Genomic DNA, 26,141 nt, shown 5'->3' with positions numbered 1-26,141 from the left:
TCCTCTACCGATGGCCACTTGCGTCCGAAAGGCGCCCACGATGCGAATCAGGCTGCACGGCACCTCCAGTGAGATGACTGCCGCACTTGCTGCCCTCGCCAAGACCTTCAATATCCGCTACGTCAGCCGCCGCTACCCCGACCGCTCACCCTCCACCTTGGAACGGATCTACCTCGACGCCACCCCAAGGAAGGACGTCCGGCCATGACCGCTCGGCGCAATGCGGCGGGGGCATCCCGCTCTGCTCGCCACCTGACCATTGCCGATGTCTGCGCCGACCTTGGTATTAGCCGATCGACCTTCTACGACTGGCGGGCAAAGCGGAAGGGACCGTTGTCCCGCAAGTTGCCTAACGGCGAACTCCGAATCGAACGTCGCGACTACGAGGCGTGGCTTGAATCGCTCTACGAGGAGGCAGCTTGACCACCACCTACGACGTCCGAATCTGGGCAATCGAGGTATACGAAGGAAAGCGAACCCAGACCTACTGGGTTTGCTGGAAGGTGGCAGGCGAGCGGCAGAAAGAACCCTTCAAGACTGTAGCTCTGGCTGAGAGTTTCCGGTCGGACCTGATTGCCGCGTCCAGAAAAGGTGAGGCGTTCGAAGTAGAAACGGGGCTTCCTGTTTCGATGCGTCGCAAGAACGCTTCAATGTCATGGTACGAGTTGGCTTGTTCTTTTGCCGACATGAAGTGGCCACACGTGGCTGCGACAACCAGGCGTACCCACGCCGAGGCGCTGACCGCCCTTACGGTTCTGATGCTGACCGGCACCCGAGGACGCCCAGACGGCAAGCTACTGCGCTACGCCCTCGGCCGGTGGGCATTCAACACGGCGCGCCGCACCGGTCAAGACGTCCCCGAAAGAGTGCGGTTGGCGCTTGACTGGGTGAAGCGCAATAGTCGAAACGTGTCGAGCCTGAGTCGGCCCGATGTGTTGCGCCCGGTGCTGGACGGTCTCACGGTGCGACTCGATGGCAAGCCGGCCGCGCCGAGCGTGATTAGTCGCCGCCGAAAGATCTTCAATACTGCGCTTGAGTACGGCGTAGAAAAGCGCCTGCTCTCGGCAAATCCGCTTCCCGACTTGAAATGGAAGCCGCCGAAAATAGTTACGACGATTGACAAGCGATCGGTTGCTAACCCCGTGCAAGCGCGAACCCTTTTGGAAGGCGTTCGAGAACAGGGGCGCATCGGCCCACGCATGGTCGCGTTCTACGCATGCCTGTACTACGCGGCCATGCGACCCGAGGAAGCGGTACGGCTTGCCAAGTCAAACCTTCACCTACCAAAAGAGGGGTGGGGTGAATTCATTCTGGACGGAGCCGATCCGTACGCCGGCAGTGAATGGACGGACAGCGGCAAGAACCGCGACAGTCGACAACTCAAGCAGCGGGCACGGGGCGAAACCCGTACTGCTCCGTGCCCTCCCGAGTTGACGGCGATCATCAATGCTCACATCGAGTTGTTCGGGTACGGCCCGAACGGTCGCCTGTTCATCGGAGAGCGCAACAAGGAAGATCTTCCAAAGGGGACGATCAACCGAGTGTGGCGCGACGCGCGCCGTGCCGTATTGGTTCCCGAGGTGGCCACCTCACCGCTGGCCGCTACGCCGTACGACCTGCGGCACGCCGCCGTGTCGACCTGGCTGAACGAGGGTGTACCCGCTACTCAGGTAGCAGAGTGGGCCGGACAGTCTGTGGAGGTGCTCCTCAGGATCTACGCCAAGTGCCTTGACGGCGGGGTCGCGGATCTTCGGCGGCGCGTCGAGAGAGCCCTAGGGCACGGCTGAACTGGCCAAAACTTCGGGACCACTTCGGGACAGATGGCCGCCAGCGGCCGTAGATGGCCGGACACAGCCGGACACGTGATAAAGGCCCCTGACCGGATTCTCCCTGGTCAGGGGCCTTTTCGTGCTGGTTATCGATGGTGCCCCCGGCAGGATTCGAACCTGCGCCCCCGCCTCCGGAGGGCGGTGCTCTATCCCCTGAGCTACGGGGGCTCAGCGACCACGGAAGAGTATCAGGACCCCTGCTGTCCCGCCCAACCGGTATCGCCCGTGTCTGCGCCCGGCCGGGTCGCGGTGCCGCGCCCACAGCTCGGCAGCGGGTGCAACACGATCCGGGCCGGCGTACGGCGGGGACTGTCGACCGAGGCCCACGATCCGTCGACGACGACGTGGACCGTACGGTGGTCGGCGCCGCTGAGCCGGAGCAGGAAGTCGCGGGGTACCGACCGGTCTGCCCACGGTGTGGTGATCATGAAACGGATCCGGCCCCGGGCGGAGACGGCCGACAGTACGTCGGCGGTCGGTGCCACGCCGTGCAGCCGGGTACGGCCGACCCAGTACAGCTCGGCGTGGTGGTCCAGCGCGCTGCGGACGATGGCGGGGTATTCGGTGTCGACCCAGTGGGCGACCGCGCCGGCGCACAGGCCACAGGCGCGTTCCACGGGCTCGCGCGGGCCGAGGCCCCAGCCGCGCAGGTAGCGGCCGATGATCCGCGGGGTCATCGGGATGTCGTAGAGGTGCTCGACGAGTTCGGCGACGCTCTGCCGGGTCCACAGTTCCTCGTCGAAGCCGACCTGGTCGGGCAGCCGGCCGCGGAGCACGTCGATGAGGTCGAGTTCCTGCTCACGGGTGAGCGGGTCCGCCTGCTCCGGCCCGTCCGTGCGGCGGGTGACGACCGCGCCGTCACCGCCGATCGTGTGCCGCCGGCACCAGCTGGCGACCGACCGCCTGGTGTCTCTCAATACAGCCCGCACGTCCGGACAACGAGCCCGGGACGGGCGGGGTGGCCGTTGGCGCAGGGAAACTACGCAAACAGCATGGTCGGACATTTCAGGAGGTAAGTCGCTTCTCGAGGATGTCGAAGTTGGCGAGCTCGGTCTGCTGGGTGTTCTTCATCGTGGTCGCGACCTTGATGACCTCGGAGTCGTCGGTCATCTCGATGATCGCGTCGGCCATGTGGATGCCGCCCAGGTGGTGGTCGCGCATCAGTTGGATGAAGAGCAGGTCGACCTGTGGCCCGGTGGCGGTACGGAGCGCGGCCATCTGCTCGGGGGTGGCCATCCCGGGCATCAGGTTGCCCCGGTCACGCATCGCCTCGACCCCGTCCGGCATCCACGCCATCGGCGCCTGGCTGCCGGACGGGTCGACGCCCCAGAGCCGCAGCCAGGTCTGCATCGTGCCGATCTCGCCCTGCTGGGCGGCGGCGATGTCGATGCCGATCTGCTGGGTGTCCGGGTCGGTGGCGTTACGGAAGGCGATGAGGCCCATCTCGACCGCCTGCGCGTGGTGCGCGGACATGTCCCGGGCGAACCCGACCTCGGGCGAACTCTCGCCGGGACGGGTCAGGGTCGGCGTGAGCCAACCGCCCGCGTAGCCGGCGAGCAGGCCGACGACGAGGGCGATCGCCACCACCGCCAGGCCGTAGCGCGGGGCGGGCCGGCGCTCGGTCGAGTCGCCGGGAGCCGAGGTGCCGGTGTTCGTCGGCACCTCGGCTTCCACGGATGTGGCCATCTGCGTTCCTTACCGGTTGGGGTGCGGGCTGCCGGACGGCTGGTTACTGGCCGCCACCGATGTTGCGCGGGGTGGTGCCGGTGGCGGTGATGCCCTGGGCGCAGAGCGCGTTCGGACCCTCGATCGACGCGTTGATCCGCAGCGCGCGGATGAAGTCGTCGATCCGGCTGTCGTCGGCGTCGTCGACCTTGAGCTGGTAGCCCCAGGCCTGGAGCGAGATCGCGGAGTCGAGGCCCTCGTAGGGGCTCATCAGCGTCTTGTCGGTGCCCTGCACCCGCTCGGCCAGCCGGGCGACCTGGTCCTGCGGCAGGTCGGGGCGGTAGGTGATCCAGATCGCGCCGTGCTCGAGGCTGTGCACCGCGTGCTCGTTGGCGATCGGCGCGTCGTAGACGTCACCGGAGCAGTTCTGCCAGGCGGCGTTGTGCGGGCCGGCGACCGGCGGGGTGATCGTGTATTGCACCGGGTCGGGGGTGTGCTGGCTGCCCGCGACGAGTTCGGGGTCGGTCTCCCGGAAGTTGGTGATGCCGGAGATGTCGGCGGCCCGGTCCTCCCACGGCTTCGAGCCCTGGAAGGCGGCGAAGGCGCCGTAGCCGATGATGCCGGCGGCCAGCACGCCGACCGCGACGAACATGGCGATCGGGCCCCAGGCCCGGCCCTGGCTCACCTTGACCGGCGCGATGGGCTTGCGGCCCTTGCCGCCGCCCTTGCCGCCGCCGGCCGGGCGCCCGCCGGGGCGGCCGGAGCCTGTCTTCGGTCCGCTCTTCGTGGCGGTGCCGGCCTTGCCGCCGGTCGTGGCGTTCTTGTCGTCCGTGTCCGGCTTGCCGTCGGCGGTGGCCTTGCTGGCCGGGGCCTTCTTACCGGTGCTGACCACGGAGGGACGGCGTTGGTTGCCACCCGGGGTGCTGATGCTCATGGGGCCTCGCCATATCGGGATCGGTCACGGGGGGACGTGTCGTACGCGGATCTTGGTGCTGTGGTGCTCGTCACTGCGCGTGTTGCGATCCGTGCTGAGATCCGTACCGCGTCCGCGGCACGGTCTGTTGCACGGGGCCGGCGGCTCCCGAGAACGCGCAGGGTCGCCGCCGAGTGACCGAGTCTACCCCCGGTAACATGCATCGGTGACTCCCGCCAAACTCGCCGAGGTCGTGCTCGCCGCTGCCCACGCCGTCTTCGACCAGCGCGGGCTCGACCCGTCCGTGCTGCCGGACGTAACGACGGTGGAGCGACCGCGTAATCCCGAGCACGGCGACTACGCGTCGACGCTGGCGATGCAACTCGCCAAGCGGGTCGGTGTGCCGCCACGCGATCTGGCCGCCAGCCTCGCCGAGCAGTTGAACCGGACGCCCGGTATCAAGTCGGTCGAGATCGCCGGCCCCGGCTTCCTCAACCTGCGTCTCGAAGCGGCCGCCGCCGGCCAGTTGGCCCGCGAGGTGGTCGAGGCCGGCCCGACGTACGGGCACAGCGACCGGCTCGCCGGCCAGAAGATCAATCTTGAGTTCGTCTCCGCCAACCCGACCGGCCCGGTGCACATCGGCGGCGTGCGGTGGGCGGCGGTCGGCGACGCGCTCGGCCGGCTGCTGCGCGCCACCGGCGCCGAGGTCGGCACCGAGTACTACTTCAACGACGCCGGCGCCCAGATCGACCGGTTCGCCCGCTCGCTGCTCGCCGCGGCCCGGGGCGAGCCGACGCCCGAGGACGGCTACGGCGGGGCGTACATCGCCGAGATCGCCACCGAGGTCCGGGCCCGCCGCCCCGACGTGCTCGACCTCGACGACGACGCCGCCCAGGAGGTCTTCCGGGCCGAGGGTGTCGCGCTGATGTTCGACGAGATCAAGTCGTCGCTGACCCAGTTCGGGGTGCACTTCGACACGTACTTCAACGAGAAGGACCTGCACGACCGGGGTGAGCTGGACCTCGCCCTGGCCCGGCTGCGCGACCAGGGCCGGGTCTTCGAGGCCGACGGGGCGACCTGGCTGCGCACCACCGACTTCGGCGACGACAAGGACCGGGTGCTGCGCAAGTCCGACGGCGACTGGACCTACTTCGCCGCCGACTGCGCCTACTACCTCGACAAGCGCGAACGCGGCTTCGACCGGGTCGTGATGATGCTGGGCGCCGACCACCACGGCTACGTCGGCCGGCTGCGGGCGATGTCGGCCTGCTTCGGCGACGACCCCGACCGGGCGCTGGAGGTCCTGATCGGGCAGCTGGTCAACCTGGTCCGCGACGGCCAGCCGATGCGGATGAGCAAGCGGGCCGGCACGGTCGTCACGCTCGAGGACCTGGTCGACGCGATCGGCGTCGACGCCTCCCGGTACGCCCTGGCCCGCTACTCCAGCGACTCGCCGATCGACATCGACGTGGAGCTGTGGACCCGGGCGAGCCGGGACAACCCGGTCTACTACGTGCAGTACGTCGCGGCGCGGACGGCGAGCGTGTCCCGCAACGCCGCCGACGCGGGGCTGAGCCGGGGCGACGCCGCGGACTTCCACCCCGAACTGCTGGACCACGACAAGGAGCACGAACTGCTCAAGGCGCTGGGTGAATACCCGGCGGTGGTGGCGGCCTCGGCCGAGTTGCGTGAACCGCACCGGGTGGCCCGCTACCTGGAGGAGCTGGCCGGCACCTACCACCGGTTCTACGACGAGCCGAGGTGCCGGATCCTGCCGCGCGGCGACGAGGAGATCACCGACCGGCACCGCGCCCGGCTGTGGCTCAACGACGCCACCCGGACCGTGATCGCCGCCGGCCTGGGCCTGTTGGGCGTATCCGCGCCGGAACGGATGTAGTGCGAGCCGGCGGCGCGTCACGGCCCGGCGTCGTGCCGTGACCCGCCGACCGCGAGCCGTAGGAGAGTAGGAACACATGCGCGCACACGAAGCGGGGGCGCTGCACGGCGACCTCGGCAGCCGGGGGCCGGCCTGGCTGCGTACCCCGGACGACGTCAACCACCTGGTGCCGCAACTCTGGCCGCGCAACGTGGCGCGCGACGCGACCGGCACGCTCGCCGTCGGCGGGCTCACCGCCGGGGCGCTCGCCGAGGAGTTCGGCACCCCGGCGTACGTGCTGGACGAGGGCGACCTGCGGTCGCGCTGCCGGGACTTCCGGGCGGCCTTCCCCGACCAGGACGTCTACTACGCCGGCAAGGCGTTCCTGTGCCGGGCGGTGGTCCGGGTCATCGCCGAGGAGGGGCTGCACCTCGACGTCTGCACCGGCGGCGAACTGCGGACGGCGCTCGCGGCCGGGATGCCGGCCGAGCGGATCGGTTTCCACGGCAACAACAAGTCGGTCGCCGAGCTGACCCAGGCGGTCGACGCCGGGGTGGGCCGGATCATCGTCGACTCGTTCGACGAGATCGACCGGCTGACCGGGATCGCCCGCGAGCGGGGCGTACGCCCCAAGGTGCTGGTCCGGGTGACGGTCGGGGTCGAGGCGCACACGCACGAGTTCATCGCCACCGCCCACGAGGACCAGAAGTTCGGCTTCTCGCTGGCCGGCGGGGCGGCGGCGGAGGCGGCTTTCCGGATCATCGACGAGGACGTGCTGGACCTGCGCGGCCTGCACTCGCACATCGGCTCGCAGATCTTCGACGCCAGCGGCTTCGAGGTGTCGGCCCGCCGGGTGCTCGGCCTCCAGGCCCAGATCCGTGACGCGCGCGGGGTGGAGCTGCCCGAACTCGACCTCGGTGGCGGGTTCGGCATCGCGTACACGACCCAGGACGACCCGGCGACGCCGCAGGACCTCAGCAAGCGGCTCAACAAGATCGTCGACAGCGAGTGCGCCGCGCTCTCGCTGGCGGTGCCGCACCTGTCGGTCGAGCCGGGCCGGGCGATCATCGGGCCGGCGGTGTTCACCCTCTACGAGGTGGGCACGGTCAAGGACGTCGACGGCATCCGCACCTACGTCAGCGTCGACGGCGGGATGAGCGACAACATCCGCACGGCCCTTTACGATGCGTCATATTCGGCGACGATCGCGTCACGATCGTCGGACGCGACGCCGATCCTCGCCCGCGTGGTGGGAAAGCATTGTGAGTCCGGGGACATCGTGGTGAAGGATGAATTCCTGCCCGCCGACGTGCAGCCCGGAGATCTTCTCGCCGTGCCCGGCACGGGTGCCTACTGCCGGAGCATGGCCAGCAACTACAACCATGTCCCGAGGCCCCCGGTCGTCGCTGTCCGTGACGGTAAGGCACGTGTGATCGTTCGCCGGGAGACCGAGGACGATCTGCTGGCACTCGATGTGGGGTGATCATGGTTAAGCCGGTGCGCCTGGCGCTGCTGGGGTGCGGAACCGTCGGCGCCGAGGTGGTGCGCCTGCTGCACGAGCAGGCCGCCGACCTGACGGCACGGGTCGGGGCACCGATCGAGATCGCCGGCATCGCCGTACGCCGGATGGGCCGCGACCGGGGTCCGCTGCCGGTCGACCCGGCGCTGTTCACCACCGACGCGCTCGGCCTGGTCAAGCGCGACGACGTCGACGTGGTCGTCGAGGTCGTCGGCGGCATCGAACCGGCCCGCACCTGGCTGGTCGAGGCGCTGCGGTCCGGCAAGAGCGCGGTGACCGCCAACAAGGCGCTGCTGGCCGAGGACGGCGGCTCACTGCACGACGCCGCCGCCGAGGGCCAGGCCGACCTCTACTACGAGGCGGCGGTCGCCGGGGCGATCCCGCTGCTGCGCCCGCTGCGCGAGTCGCTGCACGGCGACCGGATCACCCGGGTCACCGGCATCGTCAACGGCACCACCAACTTCATCCTGTCCGCCATGGACGCCACCGGCGCCGGCTTCACCGAGGCGCTGGAGGAGGCGACCGAACTCGGGTACGCCGAAGCCGACCCGACCGCCGACGTCGAGGGTTTCGACGCGGCGGCGAAGGCGGCGATCCTGGCCTCGCTGGCCTTCCACAGCCGGGTCACCGCGGCCGACGTGCACCGCGAGGGGATCACCGGGGTCACCGCGGCGGACGTGGCCAGCGCCAAGGCGATGGGCTGCACGATCAAGCTGCTCTGCATCGCGTCCCGGGGACCGGACTCGACCGGCGCCGACTCGGTCAGCGTGCGCGTGCACCCGGCGATGATCCCGCGTACGCATCCGCTGGCCAGCGTCGGCGACGCCTTCAACGCGGTCTTCGTCGAGGCGGAGGCGGCCGGCCAGTTGATGTTCTACGGCCGGGGCGCCGGCGGCTCGCCGACCGCGAGCGCGGTGCTCGGCGACATCGTGGCGGTGGCCCGCAACCGGCTCGCCGGCGTACGGGCACCGAGCGAGTCGGTCTACGCCGACCTGCCGGTGCGGCCGATGGGGGAGGCGGTCACCCGCTACCACATCAGTCTCGACGTGGCCGACCGCGCGGGTGTGCTGGCCACGGTGGCCGGTGTCTTCGCCAAGCGGGACGTGTCGATCGCGACGGTCCGGCAGTCCGGCCGCGCCGACGACGCCAGCCTGGTCGTGGTCACCCACGGCGCGCCGGAGGCGGCGCTGGCCGCGACGGTCGAGGAGTTGCGCGGGCTCGACATCGTCCGGTCGATCGCGAGCGTGCTGCGGGTCGAGGGCGGCGCCTGACGGTGCCGGCCGGCGGCCGGCGGGCCGCGCCGGGCCGCCGTCCCGCCAGGTGGGTAACCGGCGGTGCGACTTTCCGGCACCGGGTGGACTGGGGGACCCTGGGCTGACCACGGCCCGGGTGGGACGGACGGGTCGAGTTGCGCGAGGAGAGCGACATGTGGCGGGGTTTGATCGAGACCTACCGGGACCGGCTGCCGGTCACCGACTCCACGCCGGTCGTCACGCTGCACGAGGGCAACACGCCGCTGCTGCCGGCCCCGGTGCTGTCCCGCCGGCTCGACTGTGACGTCTATCTCAAGATCGAGGGTGCCAACCCGACCGGTTCCTTCAAGGACCGCGGCATGACCATGGCCGTGTCCAAGGCGGTCGAGGCCGGCAACAAGGCGATCATCTGCGCCTCCACCGGCAACACCAGCGCCTCCGCGGCCGCGTACGCCGCCCGGGCCGGGATCACCTGCGCGGTGCTGGTGCCGCAGGGCAAGATCGCGCTCGGCAAGCTGGCCCAGGCGCTGGTGCACGGCGCCACCCTGCTCCAGGTCAGCGGCAACTTCGACGACTGCCTCTCGCTGGCGTCGAAGCTGTCCCAGGACTTCCCGGTGGCGCTGGTCAACTCGGTCAACCCGGACCGGCTGCACGGCCAGAAGACCGCCGCCTTCGAGATCGTCGAGGCGCTCGGCACCGCCCCCGACATCCACTGCCTGCCGGTCGGCAACGCCGGCAACATCACCGCGTACTGGATGGGCTACCAGGAGGACGCCGACGCCGGCAACACCAAGGTCCGGCCGAGGATGTACGGCTTCCAGGCGGCCGGCGCCGCCCCGATCGTGACCGGCCAGGCGGTCCGTGAGCCGTCGACGATCGCGACCGCGATCCGGATCGGAAACCCGGCGAGCTGGACCAAGGCGCTCGACGCGCGCGACGCGTCCGAGGGACTGATCGAGGCGGTCACCGACCGCGAGATCCTCGCCGCCTACCGGCTGCTCGCCCGCGAGGTGGGCGTGTTCGTCGAGTTGGGCAGCGCCGCCAGCGTGGCCGGGCTGCTCCAGCAGGCGGCGGCCGGGCGGGTGCCGGCGGGGTCGACGGTGGTGTGCACGGTGACCGGGCACGGCCTCAAGGACCCGGAGTGGGCGATCTCCACCGCGCCGGCCCCGATCACCATCGCGAACGACGTGCTGGCCGCCGCCGCGGCGCTCGACCTGGCCTGACTCCGGCCCCGGCGTCAGGCCGGCAGCACGCCGTGCTCGCCGGCGTCGGCGATGGCCGCCCGGGCCAGCAGGGTCGCGGCCCGGTCGATGGTGTCCAGTTCGTCGACGGTGAGCTGTTCGAGCATCCGTTGCAGCCGTTCGATCCCGGCGGTGATGATGCCGTCGATCAGCCTGGTGCCGGCCGCGGTCAGCTCGATCCGCCGGACCCGCCGGTCGTTCGGGTCCTCGCGGCGGGCGACCAGGTCGTGGCCGACCAGCCGGTCGACGATCCCGGTCACGGTCGCCAGGCTGACCCCCATGATCCGGCCCAGGTCCTGGCCGGAGGCACTGCCCTCGAGCGAGAGCACGAGCAGCACCTTCAACTGCGGCACGGTGAGGTTGGAGTCGAAGAGCGGGTGCGACCGGTCGTAGGCGAGCTGGTGCTGTAGCTGCCGCTGGGAATCGATGATCCGGGCGATGATCCGCGCCTTGTCGATCATCGCACCTCCGCTGGCCGTTCCCTGATCGGACGCTATCAGCGACCCTGCCGGGAAGCGAATCGTACGCCTCGGGCAAACTGTTTGGGTCGAGCTAACCTAAGCCGTCAGGAGTCAGCCCGCTCATGTCGTTGCTCGCCAGACTCAGTCTTGCCAACCGGGGGCTCGTCGCACTCGTCGCGGTGGTGATCACCGCCTTCGGTGCGTTCAGCATCCCCAACCTCAAGCAGCAGCTCCTGCCGTCGATGGAGTTCCCGGCGGCCTTCATCATCGCCGCCTACCCGGGTGCCTCGCCCGAGATCGTCGAGGCACAGGTCGCCGAGCCGATCGAGAACAGCGTCCAGGGCATCGCCGGACTGAGCAAGGTCACCTCGACCTCCAGCGAGGGCATGGCGACCGTCCAGGTCGAGTACGAGTTCGGCACCGACCTCGCCGACGCGGTCAACAAGATGCAGACCGCGATCAACCGGGCCCCGCTGCCCGCCGACGTCGAGCCGACCGTCATCGCCGGCAGCACCGCCGACCTGCCCGCCGTGGTGCTCGCCGCGACCGGCACCGGGGACCAGCAGGAACTCGCCCGGAAGCTCGCCGACAACGTCGTACCCGAGATCGAGGCCATCGACGGTGTTCGCGCCGTCGAGGTCAGCGGCGCCCGCGACCAGGTCGTGCTGATCACCCCGGACCCGGCGAAGTTCGCCGCCGCCGGCGTCCAGCCCACCGCGATCGCCGGCGCACTGCAGGCCAACGGCATCGCGATGCCGGCCGGCGCGCTGACCGAGGGCGACCGGACGCTGTCCGTCCAGGTCGGCAGCCGGATCGCCACCATCGAGGACCTGCGCGGCATCTGGCTCGGCCCGGCCGGCTCGGCCGTCCGGCTCGGCGACATCGCGACCGTGGAGTCGCAGGCCGCCCCGCCGACCTCGTTCACCCGTACCAACGGCGCGGACAGCCTCGGCATCATGGTCACGGCCACGCCGGACGGCAACGCCGTGCAGATCTCCCACGAGATCCGCGACCAGCTCGAATCGCTCGGCGCCGGCATCGGCGGCGAACTGACGATCATCTTCGACCAGGCGCCGTACGTCGAGAAGTCGATCGAGACGCTGACCACCGAGGGTCTGCTCGGCCTCGTGATGGCCGTACTCGTGATCCTGGTCTTCCTGATGTCGGTGCGCTCGACCGTGGTCACCGCGGTCTCCATCCCGCTGTCGGTGCTGGTCGCGCTGATCGCCCTGTGGATCGGCGACTACTCGCTCAACCTGCTCACCCTCGGCGCGCTGACGATCGCGGTCGGCCGGGTCGTCGACGACTCGATCGTGGTCCTGGAGAACATCAAGAGACACATGAGCTACGGCGAGGACAAGCGCCGGGCGATCCTCACCGGCGTACGCGAGGTCGCCGGCGCGGTGACCGCGTCGACCCTGACCACCGTCGCGGTCTTCGCGCCGATCGCCCTCGTCGGCGGCTTCGTCGGCCAGATCTTCGCCCCGTTCGCGATCACCGTCACGGTGGCCCTGCTCGCCTCGCTGCTGGTCTCGCTGACCATCATCCCGGTGCTCGCCTACTGGTTCCTGAAGCCGGACGCCGGTGGCGAGAAGGCGCGGCTGGCCGCCGAGGAGAAGGAACTGCGCAGCCGCCTGCAGCGCAGCTACCTGCCGGTGATCCGTTTCGCCACCCACCGTCGCTGGACCACGCTCGCCCTCGGCCTGGTGGTCCTGCTGGGTACGTTCGCGCTGTCCACCCGGCTGGAGACGAACTTCCTCGACGACTCCGGCCAGGACACCCTGAGTATCTCGCAGGAGATGCCGGTCGGCACCAGCCTGGCCGCCACCGACGCCGCCGCCCGGCAGGTCGAGGCGGTCCTCGCCGACACCGACGGCGTCGAGTCCTACCAGGTCAGTGCCGGTGACAGCGGCGGGCTGTTCGGCGGGGGCGGCGGTGCGGCGACCGCGTCGTACTCGGTGGCCCTCGACGGCGAGACCGAGCCGGAGCAGGTCCGCGAGGCACTGCGCGAGCGGTTCGACGCGCTGACCGGTGTCGGCGAGCTGTCGTTCAGCGCCGCGGGCGGCCCGGGGGGTGCCTCGGCCAACCAGCTCGCGGTGATCGTGCAGGCCGCCGACGCCGACGCGCTGACCACCGCCGCCGAGCAGGTGCGCCAGGCGATGGCCGGGACACCGAACGTGACCGACGTCTCCAGCAGCCTCGGCGAGCGGGCCCCGCGTATCGACATCACCGTCAACCGGGCGGCCGCCGCCCAGGCCGGGCTCTCCGAGGCGGCGATCGGCCAGATCGTCGGGCAGGCGTTCCGGGGCAGCCCGGTCGGCCAGGTCACCCTCGACGGCGGCCGGCAGAGCGTCGTCATCGGCGGCGGTACGGCCCCGGCCACCATCGAGCAACTGCGGGCCCTGCCGATCGGGCCGGTGACCCTCGGCGACCTCGCCCGGGTCGAGCAGGTCGAGGGGCCGCTGTCGGTCACCCGGATCGACGGCGAGCGCAGCGTCACCGTCACCGGCACCGGTACCGGCTCCAACCTCGGCGCGATCACCAGCGCGCTCAACGAGCGGCTGGACGCGCTCGACCTGCCGCCAGGCGCCAGCGTCACCGTCGGCGGGGTCAGCGCCGACCAGGCCGAGGCGTTCGCCGACCTCGGGCTGGCCGTGCTCGCCGCCATCGCCATCGTCTTCGTGATCATGGTGGCGACGTTCCGCAGCCTGATCCAGCCGCTGATCCTGCTCGTCTCGGTGCCGTTCGCCGCCACCGGCGCGATCGGGCTGCTGCTGGTCACCGGCACCCCGCTCGGCGTACCCGCCCTGATCGGCGTACTGATGCTGGTCGGCATCGTGGTCACCAACGCGATCGTGCTGATGGACCTGATCAACCAGTACCGGGACCAGGGCATGGGCGTGCAGGAGGCGGTGGTCGAGGGTGGCCGGCGCCGGCTGCGGCCGATCCTGATGACCGCAATCGCGACCATCTTCGCGCTGACCCCGATGGCGCTCGGCCTCACCGGCGAGGGCGGTTTCATCTCGCAACCGCTGGCCATCGTCGTCATCGGCGGCCTGCTCAGCTCGACCCTGCTCACCCTGGTGCTGGTGCCGACGCTCTACACGATGGTGGAGAACACCAGGGAGCGGTTCCGGGCCCGGCGGGCAGGTGCGCCGGCCGAACCGCCGGCCGACGACGAGCCGGTCGCGGAGGCCCCGGAACCGGCCCTGGTCGGTGCGGGTGCGGCCGCCGAGGGCCGGCACGCCGCGCCGGCCCAGCACCGGGTCACCGAGCCGGAGCCGGGGCCGGCCCCGTCGGGCGCGCTGGTCGACGGCACCGACCAGTTCGAGGTGCTGCGCCTGCCCCGCTCCAACCGGTCCCCGCTGCCGCCCAAGGAGTAGCCGGACCCGACCGGTCCGCTGTCCGTGACCGAGGCGTCCGCACCCGGTGTCGACCGCGTGCGGGCGCCTCGCGTCGGTTCACACCCTCCGCCGGGGCGACGCCGGGCGGCCGGCGGGTAGGGTGCCGGTACGTGGCATCCCCTCTGTCGCTCCTTACCGGAAACCGCGACTTCCGCAACCTGTTCGGCGCGCAACTCGTGGTCTTCGGTGCCGACTGGTTCGTCATGGTGCCGCTGCTGGTGCTGCTTCCCGAGCTGACCGGCAGCGGTGTGTGGGGCGCGCTGGTGCTGGCCGTCGACACCGGCATCGTCGCGCTGCTGCTGCCGTACACCGGGACCGTCGCCGACCGGTTCGACCGCCGCAAGGTCATGATGATCGCGAACGCGGTCGCCCTGGTCGCGCTCCTGCTACTGCTCGGTGTACGCAGCGCGGGTACGGCCTGGCTGGCGGTGCTGGCGATCGTCGGTGTCGCGGCGGGCAAGGCGTTCTACTCCCCGGCCGCCCAGGCGGCACTGCCGAACGTGGTCGAGCCGGCCGAACTGGCCGGTGCCACCGCCGTCGCCGGCGCGGCCTGGGGAACGATGGCGATCGTCGGCGCCTCGCTCGGCGGGGTGCTGAGCAGCGCCGTCGGCCCGTACGCCTGCTTCTGGATCGCGGCCGGCGCCCTGGCCGTGGCGATCGTGCTGGCCGGCCTGATCCGCCGCCCGTTGCAGGCGCCGCGCGACGGTGCGCAGCACGTCCAGCACCCGGTGGCGGCGCTGCGCGAGGCGGTGCAGTACGTCGTACGACGACCGAGGCTGCGTGCCCTGGTGACGGTGAAGTCGGGGGTCGGTCTCGGCAACGGGGTGCTGACCGTGTTTCCGCTGCTGGCCGGGGTCTACGGGGTGGGGGCGCTGGGCGCCGGCCTGCTGTTCGCGGTGCGCGGTGTGGGTGCCCTGCTCGGTCCGATGCTGATGCGCCCGGTGCTGACCCGGCGGTCCTGGCTGCTGCCGGGCGTGGCGCTGTCGATGGTCGTGTACGGCCTGTCCTACGTGGGCGTGGCGGTGACGACCTGGTTCCCGCTGGTGCTGGTCCTCGTCTTCCTGGCCCATTTCGCCGGTGGCGGCAACTGGGTGATGTCCAACTACGCCCTGCAGCGGGTGGTGCCCGACCGGCTGCGCGGCCGGGTTTTCGCCGTCGACCTGATGGTGGCCACCCTGGCGATCTCGATCAGCCAGCTCGGCGTCGCCGCGGTGATCGACCACGTCGACGAGCGGGTGGTGCTCGCCGGCTGCGGCCTCGTCACGGTCCTCTACGCGATCGTCTGGCGGCTGGCGACCCGCAAGCTGTCGCTGGCCGACCCGGTCCCGGCCGGCTCCGAGCCGCCGGCCTAGCCGCACCGGCCCCGCCGGTATCCCACTTCCCTTCGGGCCGCCCTTCGGGCTAGCATGGTGATATCACTTCAATACCAAGGGGATGTCATGGAGAGACGCGCCTTCCGGTTTTCCGGATTCCTTGCCATCGCCGGCCTGCTGGTGCTGACCGCGGCCGCGCTCCTGGTGGTCGTTCCGCTGCTCGGCGAGCCCGGAGTCCACCCACTGATCCCCGTCGTCGTGGTGGTCTGGGCCCTGATCGCCGTGCTGGCGGCGACCGGATTCATCATCGTCAACCCCAACGACGCCCAGGTGGTGCAGTTCTTCGGCCGCTACGTCGGCACCATCCGTGAGCCCGGCCTGCACTGGACCTGGCCGCTGTCCGCCCGCAGCCGGGTCACCCTGCGGGTACGCAACTTCGAGACGGCCCGGCTCAAGGTCTCCGACGCCGACGGCAACCCGGTCGAGATCGCGGCCGTCGTCGTGTGGCGGGTGATCGACTCGGCCCGGGCCGTCTTCTCCGTCGACGACCACGTCGAGTACGTCTCCGTCCAGGCCGAGTCCGCCGTCCGGCACCTGGCCGCGAGCTACCCGTACGAGGCGCACGACAGCGGTCGGGCCAGCCTGCGGGACGGGGCCGTGGTCAACGAGGAGCTGACCAACGAACTGCGCGAACGGGTCGAGCTGGCCGGCGTCGAGGTGCTGGAGTCCCGCACCACCCACCTCGCGTACGCGCCGGAGATCGCGCACGCGATGCTGGCCCGGCAGCAGGCCAGCGCCATCGTCGGCGCCCGCTTCAAGATTGTCGAAGGCGCGGTGGGTATGGTCTCCAACGCCCTCGACCGCCTCCGCGAGGAGCACGTCGTCGAACTGGACGAGGAGCGCAAGGCCCAGATGGTGTCCAACCTGCTCGTCGTGCTCTGCGGCGACCGGGCGGCCCAGCCGGTGGTGAACGCCGGCTCCCTCTACAGCTAGGACGGCGCTGGGCTCATGGTCGAACGCAAGAAGCTGTTGCTCCGCCTCGACCAGCAGGTTTACGACGCGATCGCCAAGTGGGCGGCCGACGACCTGCGTAGCGTGAACGCGCAGATCGAATATGCCCTACGGATGGCGCTGCGGACCGCCGGCCGTTCCCCGAAACCCCCTCGGCCCGCGGATCCGGCTCCACCGCCACGAGGGTCCGAGCAGGCCGAGCCGGACGACGACTGAAACCGGGCGACCGGTCGGCACCGCGCCGGCCGGTCGCCCGCCGCTGATCGGGGTCCGGCCGGGCTCAAATAGCATGAGCCGATGGGCGTCGAATTCGTTTCCGGGCCGGTCCGCGTGCGGGTACCGGCCACCAGCGCCAACCTGGGGCCGGGCTTCGACTCGCTGGGCCTCGCCCTCGCGCTGTACGACGACGTCAGCGCCGAGGTGACCGCGGGCGGCTGCCGGGTGACGGTGACCGGGCAGGGGGCCGGCGAGCTTCCCACCGACGAGACCCACCTGGTCGTACGCGCCATGTTCGCCGCCTTCGACGCCCTCGGCGGGCGCCCGCCCGGGCTCGCCGTCGAGTGTCTGAACCGGATTCCGCAGGCCCGCGGGCTGGGATCCTCGTCGGCGGCGATCGTCGCCGGCGTACAGCTCGCCCGGGCGCTGGTCGTGGACGGCCCGGACCGGCTCGACGCCGCCGCCGCCCTCGACCTGGCCGCCGCGCTCGAAGGCCACCCGGACAACGTCGCGCCCTGCCTGCTCGGCGGGTTCACCATCGCCTGGTCCGGGGCCGCCCCCGGGGCGCGGGCGGTGACGCTGGCCCCCGCCGACCAGATCCGGCCGGTCGTCTTCGTACCCGAGGAGCGCGGGCTGACCGCGCAGGCCCGGGCGGCGCTGCCGGCGACCGTCCCGCACGGCGACGCCGCGTTCGCCGCCGGCCGGGCGGCGCTGCTGGTCCACGCGCTGACCCACGATCCCGCCCTGCTGCTGCCGGCCACCGAGGACCGGCTGCACCAGGACTACCGGGCGCCCGGCATGCCGGCCACCGCCGCCCTGCTCGCCGCGCTGCGTGCGGCGGGTGTGGCTGCCGTGGTCAGTGGGGCCGGACCGACCGTGCTGGCACTTTCCGAACCGCCGGAGGGTTTCGACCCGGGAATGGGCTGGGCCGTTCTACGGTTGCTGGTGGATGTAGCCGGTGCCCAGGTTGACAGGGGTACACTGGGACACGCCGAGCGGGACCCTGTTGCCGCAGGTCGGAAGAGTTGATTACGCTCTAGGCCAAGCACAGCCGCGAAGCACGCGATCTCCTGCGGAACGGCGCACCCCGAAAGCTTTCGGCGGTCAGCCGTCTTACCTCTGCCTAGGCATACGCCGCACCGCAGTTTCCACAGATCGCCGCAGACGGCGAGACGCGCACACCGAGCCATGGTGAGCCGGAATCCGCCGTGCTGTTGTGCCACAGACTCCCGCGACGCGTCACGCGAGGCGGGTGCACCGAGGCCGCCCGGCCACCAGTTTCTCCGATCCGGGCAGCCCCGGCCTTATCGAGGGAAGGAATCCATTGAGCGACACCACCGACGTGACGTCGGACGTTTCCAACGTCGCTGCTGACGCCACCACCGGTCCGGTCCGCCGCCGTCGGTCCGGCACCGGTCTGTCGGCGATGCTGTTGCCGGAGCTCCAGAGCCTGGCCGCGTCACTCGGCATCTCCGGCACCGCCCGGATGCGTAAGGGCGAGCTGATCTCGGCGATCACCGAGCGGCAGGGCGGCGGTGCGGCCGCCGCCGCGCCGGCGAACCCGCCCCGGCCCAGGGCCGAGGTCGCGGCCGCCACCGCACCGGCCCGCGAGGAGGTGCGCGCCGAGGTCCGCGAGGCCGACGGCGAGCGTCGTGGCGCCGACGCGGCGGTGGTCGAGACTTCGGCGCCGCCCGCCACCGAGGGGCGCCAGCGCGCCCCGCGCCGTACCCGGGCGACGACGGCCGCGACGGCCGCCGCGGCCCCGCCGGCCACCGCCGAGCCCCGCACCGAGGAGCCGGCGCCGGCCGAGCGGATCGAGCGTGCCGAGCCGCGCGGCGGACGCGAGCGTTCCGAGCGCGGTGAGCGCACCGACCGTGGTGAGCGGTCCGAACGCACCGAGCGTTCCGAGCGGTCGGAGCGCGGCGAGCGCACCGAGCGGTCGGACCGGGGCCCGCGCAACAGTGACCGGGACCGGGGCGCCGAGCGCGACAGCCGCAACAACGAGCGCGACAACCGCGACAACCGGGACAACGACGATGACGACGAGAGCGGTGGCCGGCGCAGTCGGCGCAGCCGCTTCCGGGACCGTCGCCGGGGTCGTGGTGAGCGTGGCGAGGGCGACACCGGCGGCCGCGAGCCGCAGGTCGCCGAGGACGACGTGCTCGTCCCGGTCGCCGGCATCATCGACGTGCTCGACAACTACGCCTTCGTCCGCACGACCGGCTACCTCTCCGGTCCGAACGACGTCTACGTCTCGATGTCCCAGGTCAAGAAGTACGGCCTGCGGCGTGGCGACGCGGTGACCGGCGCGGTGCGCGCGGCGCGTGAGGGCGAGCAGCGGCGCGACAAGTACAACCCGATGGTCCGCCTGGACACCATCAACGGGATGGACCCGGACGAGGCCAAGCGGCGCCCCGAGTTCTACAAGCTCACCCCGCTCTATCCACAGGAGCGGTTGCGGCTGGAGACCGAGCCGCACATCCTCACCACCCGGGTCATCGACCTGGTCATGCCGATCGGCAAGGGGCAGCGGGCGCTCATCGTCTCGCCGCCGAAGGCCGGTAAGACCATGGTGCTCCAGGCGATCGCCAACGCGATCACCCACAACAACCCGGAGTGCCACCTGATGGTGGTGCTGGTCGACGAGCGGCCCGAAGAGGTCACCGACATGCAGCGGTCGGTCAAGGGCGAGGTCATCGCGGCCACGTTCGACCGTCCGCCGCAGGACCACACCACGGTCGCGGAGCTGGCGATCGAGCGGGCCAAGCGCCTCGTCGAGCTGGGCCACGACGTGGTCGTGCTGCTCGACTCGGTGACCCGGCTCGGCCGGTCGTACAACCTGGCCGCGCCGGCCAGCGGCCGGATCATGTCCGGTGGTATCGACTCGACCGCGCTCTACCCGCCCAAGCGCTTCCTGGGCGCGGCCCGCAACATCGAGAACGGTGGGTCGCTGACCATCCTCGCCACCGCACTGGTGGAGACCGGCTCCATGATGGACACGGTCATCTTCGAGGAGTTCAAGGGCACGGGTAACGCCGAGCTGAAGCTCGACCGGAAGATCGCCGACAAGCGGGTCTTCCCGGCGATCGACATCCACCCGTCCGGCACGCGTAAGGAGGAGATCCTGCTCGCGCCGGAGGAGCTGGCGATCACGCACAAGCTGCGCAAGGTGCTGCACTCGCTGGACTCGCCGGCCGCGCTGGACCTGCTGCTGGACCGGCTCAAGCAGAGCCGTACCAACATCGAGTTCCTGATGCAGATCGCGAAGTCGGCGCCGGGCGAGTAACCCGCGCAAACGAGGAGGGGCCCGGCCGGGTATCGGCCGGGCCCTCTCTGTGTCCGGTGTCGCACATCGTGTCCGCCGTTCGGATGACGGCACGTGAAACCGTCCTCACACTGCGCGGTGAGATCGCCCGGTAGTGCCTCGGCGAGACCGGCTCCGGTACGGCGATCCCGCGGAAATCCGTCGCGAGGAGACACAGATGGCGATACCGGGTTATCGAGACGAGCCGTCGCCGGACCGGGACCCGTCGGCACCGGTCGACGTCGCGGAGGCCGAGGACTTCCTGCGGATGTGCTACGCGGAGAACCCCCGCTTCGGCGATCTCGGACCCCGGCTCGACGAGGTACGCGCCCAGATCGACGCCACCGGCACCTACACGCACAGCACCGAGGAGCTGACGTACGGGGCGAAGGTGGCGTGGCGCAACGCGAGCCGGTGCATCGGCCGGCTCTACTGGCGCAGCCTGGTGGTGCTCGACGAGCGGAAGGCCCGCGGCGCGGACGAGATCTTCACCCGGATGGTCCGCCACCTCCACCTTGCCGGCGGCACCGGCCGCGCCGATCGGGCGGCGGGGGCGATCCGGCCGGTCATCACGGTGTTCGCGCCGGCCGAGCCCGGCCGCCCGCACGCCCGGGTGTGGAACGAGCAACTGATCCGGTACGCCGGCTACCGCACCCCGGCCGGCGAGGTGGTCGGTGATCCCCGGTACGTCGACTTCACCCGGGCCGTACAGGACCTGGGCTGGAAGGGCGCGGGCGGGGCGTTCGACGTACTGCCGCTGGTGATCCAGACGCCGCAGGACGGCGTACGCCTCTTCGACCTGCCGGCCGACGCGGTGCTGGAGGTGCCGCTCGAACACCCCGAGTACGACTGGTTCGCCGGCCTCGACCTGCGCTGGCACGCCGTACCGGCGATCGCGAACATGCGGCTCAGCATCGGCGGCGTGGACTATCCACTCGCGCCGTTCAACGGCTGGTACATGGGCACCGAGATCGGGGCCCGCAACCTCGCCGACCCTGACCGCTACGACCTCGTCCCGGTCGTGGCCCGGGCGATGGAACTGGACACGTCGCGGGCCAGCACGCTGTGGCGGGACCGGGCGCTGGTGGAGTTGAACCGGGCGGTGCTCTGGTCGTTCGAGCGGGCCGGCGTGCGGATCAGCGACCACCACACCGAATCGGACCGGTTCGTCACCCACCTGGGCAACGAGCGGCGGGCCGGCCGGGAGGTGCCGGCGGACTGGACCTGGATCGTGCCGCCGATCTCGGGCGGGGCGACCCGGGTCTTCCACCGCTACTACCACGAGGCCGACCAGCGGCCGAACTTCTATCTCGACAGTGCGGCCCGCGACCTGGGCCGGTACGGGCACCTCGGTCCGTCGCCCCGGCACGCCGCCCCCGAGGACACCCCGGAGGGCGCCCCGGTCGCGGGGGAGCGTGCCCCGGTTGCCGGGGAGTCCGCCGGCCACACCGCCGCCCCCGCCTCCCGTGCCGTGCCCGGCGCCCGGACCCCGCTGCCGGCCGGCGGGGCGCCCCGGCAGTCGGCACCGGTGATCCGGCCGGCCTGCCCGGTGGCCCACTGAGGAGGATCGACTCTTTGGAGTTTTTCTTCAAGTAACCCGGTAGCTATTGAAAGTTCTATACGGGCTCGGGTTGACTACCGGACATGCGTACCCGCAGCCGATCACTCCGCCTCGTCGGCGTCCTCGTCCTGGCGCCGCTGCTGACGCTCGCCGGCCCGCTGCCGGCGTACGCCGAACCCCGGCCGGGCCTCACCGGCCCGGCCGGCACGGCCGTCGAGGACGCGCCCGCCGCCTCGTCCTACCCGGCGGCCGGCGCGTCGCCGCTGTCGGTCGAGCCGGCCGGCGGCATCGAGACCGCGACCCGGACCCGCCCGGTCGCCCCCGGCCTCACCCTGACCTCGTTCGACCGCTTCGACCCGGCGGGCTGGCTGCGCGCCGACGCGCTCACCGCCGACCTGTCCGGCGGCCTGACCGTCGACTACGTGAACTCCGGCGCGGTCGCCCGGGCCGAGCCGCTGCGTAGGGCCGTCGACGCGGCCGGCGCGGTCGCCGCCGTCAACGGCGACTTCTTCGACATCAACAACTCCGGTGCCGCCCAGGGCATCGGCATCCGCGACGGCGAGCTGGTCCAGTCACCGATCGCCGGGCACCACAACGCCGCCGCGATCACCGCCGGCGGGCTCGGCCGGGTGATCCAGGTGCACTTCGACGGCACCGCCACCCTGCCCACCGGCCCGGTGGCGCTCACCCAGTTCAACAACCTGGTCCAGACGGGCGGCATCGGCGTCTTCACCGCGCTGTGGGGGACGTACCCGCGCGCCCGGGCGGTGTCCGGCGCGGCCCGGGTGACCGAGGTCACGGTCGTCGACGGGCGGGTCGCCACGGTCGGCGGTGCCGCCGGTGAGGGCGCCATCCCGGCCGGTACGACGATCCTGCTCGGCCGTGACGCCGGTGCCGACGCGCTCGCCGCGCTGCGCCCCGGTGACCCGGTCACCGTCGCCTACCGGCCGAAGCCGTCCGACGGCAGCGAGCTGCACGCCGCCGTCGGCGGCAACCACGTCCTGGTCCGCGACGGGGTCGCCCAGAACATCGGCGACGTCAACCCCGAGCCGCGTACGGCGGTCGGGTTCTCCGCCGACGGCCGCCGGATGGTCCTGCTGACCGTCGACGGCCGGCAGGCCGACAGCCGGGGCGTGACGCTGACCGAACTCGGCCGGATGATGGTCGAACTCGGTGCCCACCACGCGCTCAACCTCGACGGCGGCGGCTCGTCCACGCTGCTGGCCCGGGAACCCGGGGCGGCCGCCGTACAGGTCGAGAACAGCCCGTCGGACGGCTCCGAGCGGGCCGTACCGAACGGGCTGGCGATCTTCGCGCCGCGCGGCAGCGGCCGGCTGACGGCGTACTGGGTGGAGACGGCGACCGACCCGTCCGCCGCGCCCGGCCTCGGCCCGGTCCGTGGCGGCCGGCCGGACCGGGTCTTCCCCGGCCTGACCCGCCGGCTGACCGCGGCCGGCCACGACGAGACGTACGGCCCGGCGGCCGGCGCCCCGAACTGGCGGGCCAACCCGGCCGTACACGGCGTGGTGTCCCGGGACGGTGTCTTCCGCGCCCTGGTACCCGGCCCGACCACGGTCACCGCGTCCCGGGGCGCGGCGAAGGGCGAGCTGAAGCTGACCGTGCTCGGCCCGCTGGCCCGCATCGACGCCACCGCCGACAAGGTCGGGCTGGCCGGCGCCGACGCGTCGGCCCTGGTCGGCATCGTCGGCTACGACGCCGAGGGCAACACGGCGCCGATCGAGCCCGCCGACGTACGCCTGGACTACGACCGCGACCTGCTCGCGGTCACCCCGACCGACGACGGCTTCCTGCGGGTGACCGCGAAGGCCGGTACCGGCGGCGGGCTGCTGACCGCCCGGGTCGGCACGGCGACGACCGCCGTGCCGGTCACCGTCGGGCTGGAGGAGGTGCCGGTCGCCACCTTCGACGACGCCGCCAACTGGCGGTTCAGCGCCGCCCGGGCCACCGGCTCGGCCGCCCCGGCACCCGGGCACACCGGCACCGGGCTCAAGCTGACGTACGACTTCAGCACCTCGACCGGCACCCGGGCCGCGTACGCCGACCCGCCGGCCTGGATCGAGGTCGACGGCCAGCCACAGGCGTTCGGGATGTGGATCCACAGCACCGGCAAGGGGGAGTGGCCCAGCCTGCACCTGCACGACGCGCTCGACCAGCAGCACGTGCTGCGCGGCCCCTACCTGGACTGGACCGGCTGGCGGCACGTCGAGATGGCGGTCCCGGCCGGCGTGCAGTACCCGGTCCGGATCCGGCGCTTCTACGTCGCGGAGACCGACGGGGCGGCGGCGTACACCAACGAGATCGTCATCGACGACATCGTGGCGAAGGTGCCGCCGACGGTGGAGGCGCCGGCCGAGCCGGCCCGTACCGACCGGGTGGTGGTCCGCGACGGCACCGTCGACGGCGCCGACTGGCGGTTCGCGGTCCTGTCCGACGTCCAGTTCGTCGCCGCCGCCCCGGACAGCGACCTGGTCGCCCAGGCCCGCCGTACGCTGCGCGAGGTGAAGGCGGCCCGGCCGGACTTCCTGGTCATCAACGGCGACTTCGTCGACACCGCCTACCCGGCCGACTTCGCGCTCGCCAAGCGGATCCTCGACGAGGAGTTGGGCGGCGAGTTGCCGTACTTCTACGTACCGGGCAACCACGAGATCATGGGTGCCCCGATCGCCAACTTCCAGGCGGTCTTCGGCGCCCCGTCGCGGGTCTTCGACCACAAGGGCACCCGCTTCGTGACGCTGAACTCGGCGACCGGCACGCTGCGCGGCGGCGGCTTCGACCAGATCCGCGCCCTGCGGGCCGCCCTCGACGGCGCGGCCACCGACCCGGCGGTCGGATCGGTGGTGGTGCTACACCACCACCCGCCGCGCGACCCGCTGCCGGCGAAGGCGAGCCAGCTCGGCGACCGCAAGGAGGCGGCGCTGCTGGAGCAGTGGCTGGCCGAGTTCCAGCACCGCACCGGCAAGGGCGCGGCGTTCGTCGGCGGCCACGTCGGCACGTTCCACGCCGACCGGGTCGACGGGGTCCCGTACGTCATCAACGGCAACGCCGGCAAGAGCCCGTCGACCCCGCCGCACCTGGGCGGCTTCACCGGCTGGACGATGTTCGGTGTCGACCGGGTCAGCGAACGCGACGCCGAACGGGCCCGCCGCAACCCGCTGGCCGAGGGGCCGCGGTGGATCAGCGCGCAGACCCGGGCGCACGTCGACTCGCTCACCGTGACCGCGCCGGCCACCGTCGCACCCGGCACCCCGGTGCCGGTGACCGCCACGGTCGGCCAGGCCGGCGGGCGGCAGGTGCCGGTGGCCGCGCCGCTCAGCGCCGACTGGAGTGCCTCCCCGAACGTCCACATCGGGGGCGTGCTGGGTCTGCGGCCCTGGCACGTGGCCTGGTTCGACCCGGACAGCGGACAGCTCAGGGCGCTGCGCGCCAGCGGGTCGGTCGTGCTCGCGGTGACCGTGAACGGGGTCCGGGCCGAGACGACGCTGACCCTGCGCCCGGCGGCCCGCCGGGCGGCCTGAGCCCCGATCGCGTGCCCCGGCCCGGTGGTCCCCCGGGCCGGGACACGCCTGCCCGACCCCCTGGCCCCTGGGGCCGGGCACCGTCGGCGGGCGGTTGTCCCGGTGGATTTCCCGGGCCGGTCGGGACAGCCGCCTCATGCGGCCCGAGTCAGTCCCCCGCCATCCTTCCTGGTGAACGCCGACACCAGGGAGGATCCGATGCACCCCACCATGTTCCGCGAGACCACGAACGCCGCCACGACCCCGGCCCCCGCGCGCCCCCGGCGGGGCTGGGCCCTGGCCGGTACGGCCGGCGGCCTGATCGGTCTCGTCGGCATCTTCGCCACCGCAAGCCTCGGCGGTGAGGAGCAGCGGGCCGACAACGCGGGCTACGTCGCCGCCATCGCCGACGGCGCCGCCTACGTCTGGGCGCACCAGGTGGTGTGCTCGCTCGCCATCGTCTGCCTGGCGATCTTCGCGGCGGGGCTGCGCCGGCACCTCGGCGCGCAGGAGCCGGCCGGCAGCCTCGTGCCGACCCTCGCCGCGACCGGTGTCGGCCTGGTGCTGGTCGGCCTGCTCATCGGTGGCGGCATCTCGACCCAGCTGTTCTTCGACCTCGGCGCGGCCGGCGAGGTCGACCCCGACACCATCGCCGCCGGAACGACGATCTTCGCCACGATGTCCTGGCTCTGGGGCGGCATCGGCCTGACCGCCGGCGCGGTCGCGGTCGGCGGGTTCCGGCACGGCTCGGTCAGCCGCTGGTTCGCCGTCTTCAGCGCGGTCATGGCCCTGCTGGTCGCCGCGACCCAGCTCGCGCCGGTGCAGTACATCTCGCTGGTCCCGGCCGGGCTCTGGGTGATCGTCGCCGGTCTCGTCCTGGCGTTCGCCGGCCCGCGCCCGGTCGCCGAGCGGCGGTGACGATGCGTCCCCGACCGGGACCGACCGGTTCGCACTGGGCCGGGCCGACCGTCCGGGCGCCGGGCACCACCCCCGGCGCCCGGCGCGCCGGGACGGTTGTCCCATGACAACGGGACACGACGATCACTAGTGTCGGCGACGA

Annotated in this window: 20 protein-coding genes and 1 tRNA gene; 16 read left to right on the top strand and 5 right to left on the bottom strand. The window is 71.8% G+C overall.

The window, feature by feature from the left end; genetic code table 11:
- Window positions 1-10 precede the first annotated feature (10 nt).
- From QCD66_RS30510 to QCD66_RS30500, 3 genes are read left to right on the top strand one after another with little or no spacing between them, the layout of a single operon-like run.
- On the top strand, window positions 11-208 hold the full coding sequence (locus QCD66_RS30510) for a DUF3970 family protein (protein WP_407566885.1): 198 nt from the start codon (window positions 11-13) through the stop codon (window positions 206-208).
- The gene (locus QCD66_RS30505; RefSeq protein WP_375736067.1) at window positions 205-423 is read left to right on the top strand and encodes a helix-turn-helix transcriptional regulator; all 219 of its coding nucleotides are present in this window, start codon (window positions 205-207) and stop codon (window positions 421-423) included. The genes QCD66_RS30510 and QCD66_RS30505 overlap by 4 nt, the downstream gene beginning before the upstream one ends.
- Window positions 420-1,787 (top strand): tyrosine-type recombinase/integrase, encoded by a 1,368-nt coding sequence (locus tag QCD66_RS30500; RefSeq protein WP_375736068.1) that lies wholly within the window; start codon window positions 420-422, stop codon window positions 1,785-1,787. Before QCD66_RS30505 ends, QCD66_RS30500 begins: the two co-directional genes overlap by 4 nt.
- Before the next feature lie 135 nt (window positions 1,788-1,922).
- Here the strand turns inward: QCD66_RS30500 and QCD66_RS30495 are convergent.
- The 4 genes from QCD66_RS30495 to QCD66_RS30480 all read right to left on the bottom strand — a co-directional run bounded on the left by QCD66_RS30495 (window position 1,923) and on the right by QCD66_RS30480 (window position 4,428).
- A tRNA-Arg gene (locus QCD66_RS30495) sits at window positions 1,923-1,997 on the bottom strand.
- Between the two features lie 20 nt (window positions 1,998-2,017).
- Window positions 2,018-2,758, bottom strand: a complete 741-nt coding sequence (locus QCD66_RS30490) for a winged helix-turn-helix domain-containing protein (protein ID WP_375736069.1) — start codon at window positions 2,756-2,758, stop codon at window positions 2,018-2,020.
- A 76-nt stretch (window positions 2,759-2,834) separates the two neighbouring features.
- Window positions 2,835-3,515: a DUF305 domain-containing protein gene (locus QCD66_RS30485; RefSeq protein WP_375736070.1), complete on the bottom strand. Its 681-nt coding sequence runs from the start codon at window positions 3,513-3,515 to the stop codon at window positions 2,835-2,837.
- 43 nt (window positions 3,516-3,558) lie between these two features.
- Complete coding sequence (locus QCD66_RS30480; RefSeq protein WP_364208660.1) at window positions 3,559-4,428, bottom strand: DUF3105 domain-containing protein; 870 nt, start codon at window positions 4,426-4,428, stop codon at window positions 3,559-3,561.
- A gap of 205 nt (window positions 4,429-4,633) precedes the next feature.
- Between QCD66_RS30480 and argS the strand changes: the two genes are divergently transcribed.
- From argS to thrC, 4 genes are all read left to right on the top strand, one after another.
- Window positions 4,634-6,304, top strand: coding sequence for an arginine--tRNA ligase (argS, locus tag QCD66_RS30475; protein WP_375736071.1), 1,671 nt, complete (start codon window positions 4,634-4,636; stop codon window positions 6,302-6,304).
- A gap of 76 nt (window positions 6,305-6,380) precedes the next feature.
- The gene (lysA, locus tag QCD66_RS30470; protein WP_375736072.1) at window positions 6,381-7,766 is read left to right on the top strand and encodes a diaminopimelate decarboxylase; all 1,386 of its coding nucleotides are present in this window, start codon (window positions 6,381-6,383) and stop codon (window positions 7,764-7,766) included.
- 14 nt (window positions 7,767-7,780) lie between these two features.
- Entirely contained in the window at window positions 7,781-9,073 is a 1,293-nt protein-coding gene (locus QCD66_RS30465; RefSeq protein ID WP_364208651.1) for a homoserine dehydrogenase, read from the top strand.
- Between the two features lie 155 nt (window positions 9,074-9,228).
- A complete protein-coding gene (gene thrC / locus QCD66_RS30460; protein WP_357532947.1) occupies window positions 9,229-10,278 on the top strand; it encodes a threonine synthase in 1,050 nt (349 codons plus the stop codon).
- A 14-nt stretch (window positions 10,279-10,292) separates the two neighbouring features.
- Here thrC and QCD66_RS30455 read toward each other — a convergent pair whose 3' ends face one another.
- Window positions 10,293-10,757 carry a MarR family transcriptional regulator gene (locus tag QCD66_RS30455; protein ID WP_364208647.1) on the bottom strand — a complete coding sequence of 155 codons (465 nt, stop codon included), beginning with the start codon at window positions 10,755-10,757 and terminating at the stop codon, window positions 10,293-10,295.
- A 122-nt stretch (window positions 10,758-10,879) separates the two neighbouring features.
- On the opposite strand from QCD66_RS30455, the gene QCD66_RS30450 reads away from it, so the two are divergent.
- From QCD66_RS30450 to QCD66_RS30410, 9 genes are all read left to right on the top strand, one after another.
- On the top strand, window positions 10,880-14,140 hold the full coding sequence (locus QCD66_RS30450; RefSeq protein ID WP_375736073.1) for an efflux RND transporter permease subunit: 3,261 nt from the start codon (window positions 10,880-10,882) through the stop codon (window positions 14,138-14,140).
- A gap of 131 nt (window positions 14,141-14,271) precedes the next feature.
- On the top strand, window positions 14,272-15,513 hold the full coding sequence (locus tag QCD66_RS30445; RefSeq protein ID WP_364208641.1) for an MFS transporter: 1,242 nt from the start codon (window positions 14,272-14,274) through the stop codon (window positions 15,511-15,513).
- 87 nt (window positions 15,514-15,600) lie between these two features.
- Entirely contained in the window at window positions 15,601-16,467 is an 867-nt protein-coding gene (locus tag QCD66_RS30440) for an SPFH domain-containing protein (protein ID WP_375736074.1), read from the top strand.
- A gap of 15 nt (window positions 16,468-16,482) precedes the next feature.
- Window positions 16,483-16,701, top strand: coding sequence for a hypothetical protein (locus tag QCD66_RS30435; protein ID WP_364208638.1), 219 nt, complete (start codon window positions 16,483-16,485; stop codon window positions 16,699-16,701).
- Between the two features lie 81 nt (window positions 16,702-16,782).
- Window positions 16,783-17,730, top strand: coding sequence for a homoserine kinase (gene thrB, locus QCD66_RS30430; protein ID WP_375736075.1), 948 nt, complete (start codon window positions 16,783-16,785; stop codon window positions 17,728-17,730).
- A 295-nt stretch (window positions 17,731-18,025) separates the two neighbouring features.
- Window positions 18,026-19,987, top strand: coding sequence for a transcription termination factor Rho (gene rho, locus QCD66_RS30425; protein ID WP_407566884.1), 1,962 nt, complete (start codon window positions 18,026-18,028; stop codon window positions 19,985-19,987).
- A 196-nt stretch (window positions 19,988-20,183) separates the two neighbouring features.
- The gene (locus QCD66_RS30420; protein WP_375735476.1) at window positions 20,184-21,566 is read left to right on the top strand and encodes a nitric oxide synthase oxygenase; all 1,383 of its coding nucleotides are present in this window, start codon (window positions 20,184-20,186) and stop codon (window positions 21,564-21,566) included.
- 83 nt (window positions 21,567-21,649) lie between these two features.
- Window positions 21,650-25,102, top strand: a complete 3,453-nt coding sequence (locus QCD66_RS30415; RefSeq protein ID WP_375735477.1) for a phosphodiester glycosidase family protein — start codon at window positions 21,650-21,652, stop codon at window positions 25,100-25,102.
- Between the two features lie 198 nt (window positions 25,103-25,300).
- Entirely contained in the window at window positions 25,301-25,999 is a 699-nt protein-coding gene (locus tag QCD66_RS30410; protein ID WP_364208625.1) for a hypothetical protein, read from the top strand.
- Window positions 26,000-26,141 lie beyond the last annotated feature (142 nt).

The organism is Polymorphospora sp. A560, assembly GCF_045781765.1.
Classification (GTDB): Bacteria; Actinomycetota; Actinomycetes; order Mycobacteriales; family Micromonosporaceae; genus Polymorphospora; species Polymorphospora lycopeni.
This window is presented reverse-complemented; position numbering and strand designations above follow the sequence as displayed.

Coding starts and splice junctions, on each gene's coding strand:
- QCD66_RS30510 (WP_407566885.1), top strand. CDS start 11: ATGGCCACTTGCGTCCGAAAGGCGCCCACGATGCGAATCAGGCTGCAC.
- QCD66_RS30505 (WP_375736067.1), top strand. CDS start 205: ATGACCGCTCGGCGCAATGCGGCGGGGGCATCCCGCTCTGCTCGCCAC.
- QCD66_RS30485 (WP_375736070.1), bottom strand. CDS start 3,515: ATGGCCACATCCGTGGAAGCCGAGGTGCCGACGAACACCGGCACCTCG.
- QCD66_RS30480 (WP_364208660.1), bottom strand. CDS start 4,428: ATGAGCATCAGCACCCCGGGTGGCAACCAACGCCGTCCCTCCGTGGTC.
- lysA (WP_375736072.1), top strand. CDS start 6,381: ATGCGCGCACACGAAGCGGGGGCGCTGCACGGCGACCTCGGCAGCCGG.
- thrC (WP_357532947.1), top strand. CDS start 9,229: ATGTGGCGGGGTTTGATCGAGACCTACCGGGACCGGCTGCCGGTCACC.
- QCD66_RS30455 (WP_364208647.1), bottom strand. CDS start 10,757: ATGATCGACAAGGCGCGGATCATCGCCCGGATCATCGATTCCCAGCGG.
- QCD66_RS30450 (WP_375736073.1), top strand. CDS start 10,880: ATGTCGTTGCTCGCCAGACTCAGTCTTGCCAACCGGGGGCTCGTCGCA.
- QCD66_RS30440 (WP_375736074.1), top strand. CDS start 15,601: ATGGAGAGACGCGCCTTCCGGTTTTCCGGATTCCTTGCCATCGCCGGC.
- QCD66_RS30435 (WP_364208638.1), top strand. CDS start 16,483: ATGGTCGAACGCAAGAAGCTGTTGCTCCGCCTCGACCAGCAGGTTTAC.
- thrB (WP_375736075.1), top strand. CDS start 16,783: ATGGGCGTCGAATTCGTTTCCGGGCCGGTCCGCGTGCGGGTACCGGCC.
- QCD66_RS30420 (WP_375735476.1), top strand. CDS start 20,184: ATGGCGATACCGGGTTATCGAGACGAGCCGTCGCCGGACCGGGACCCG.
- QCD66_RS30415 (WP_375735477.1), top strand. CDS start 21,650: ATGCGTACCCGCAGCCGATCACTCCGCCTCGTCGGCGTCCTCGTCCTG.
- QCD66_RS30410 (WP_364208625.1), top strand. CDS start 25,301: ATGCACCCCACCATGTTCCGCGAGACCACGAACGCCGCCACGACCCCG.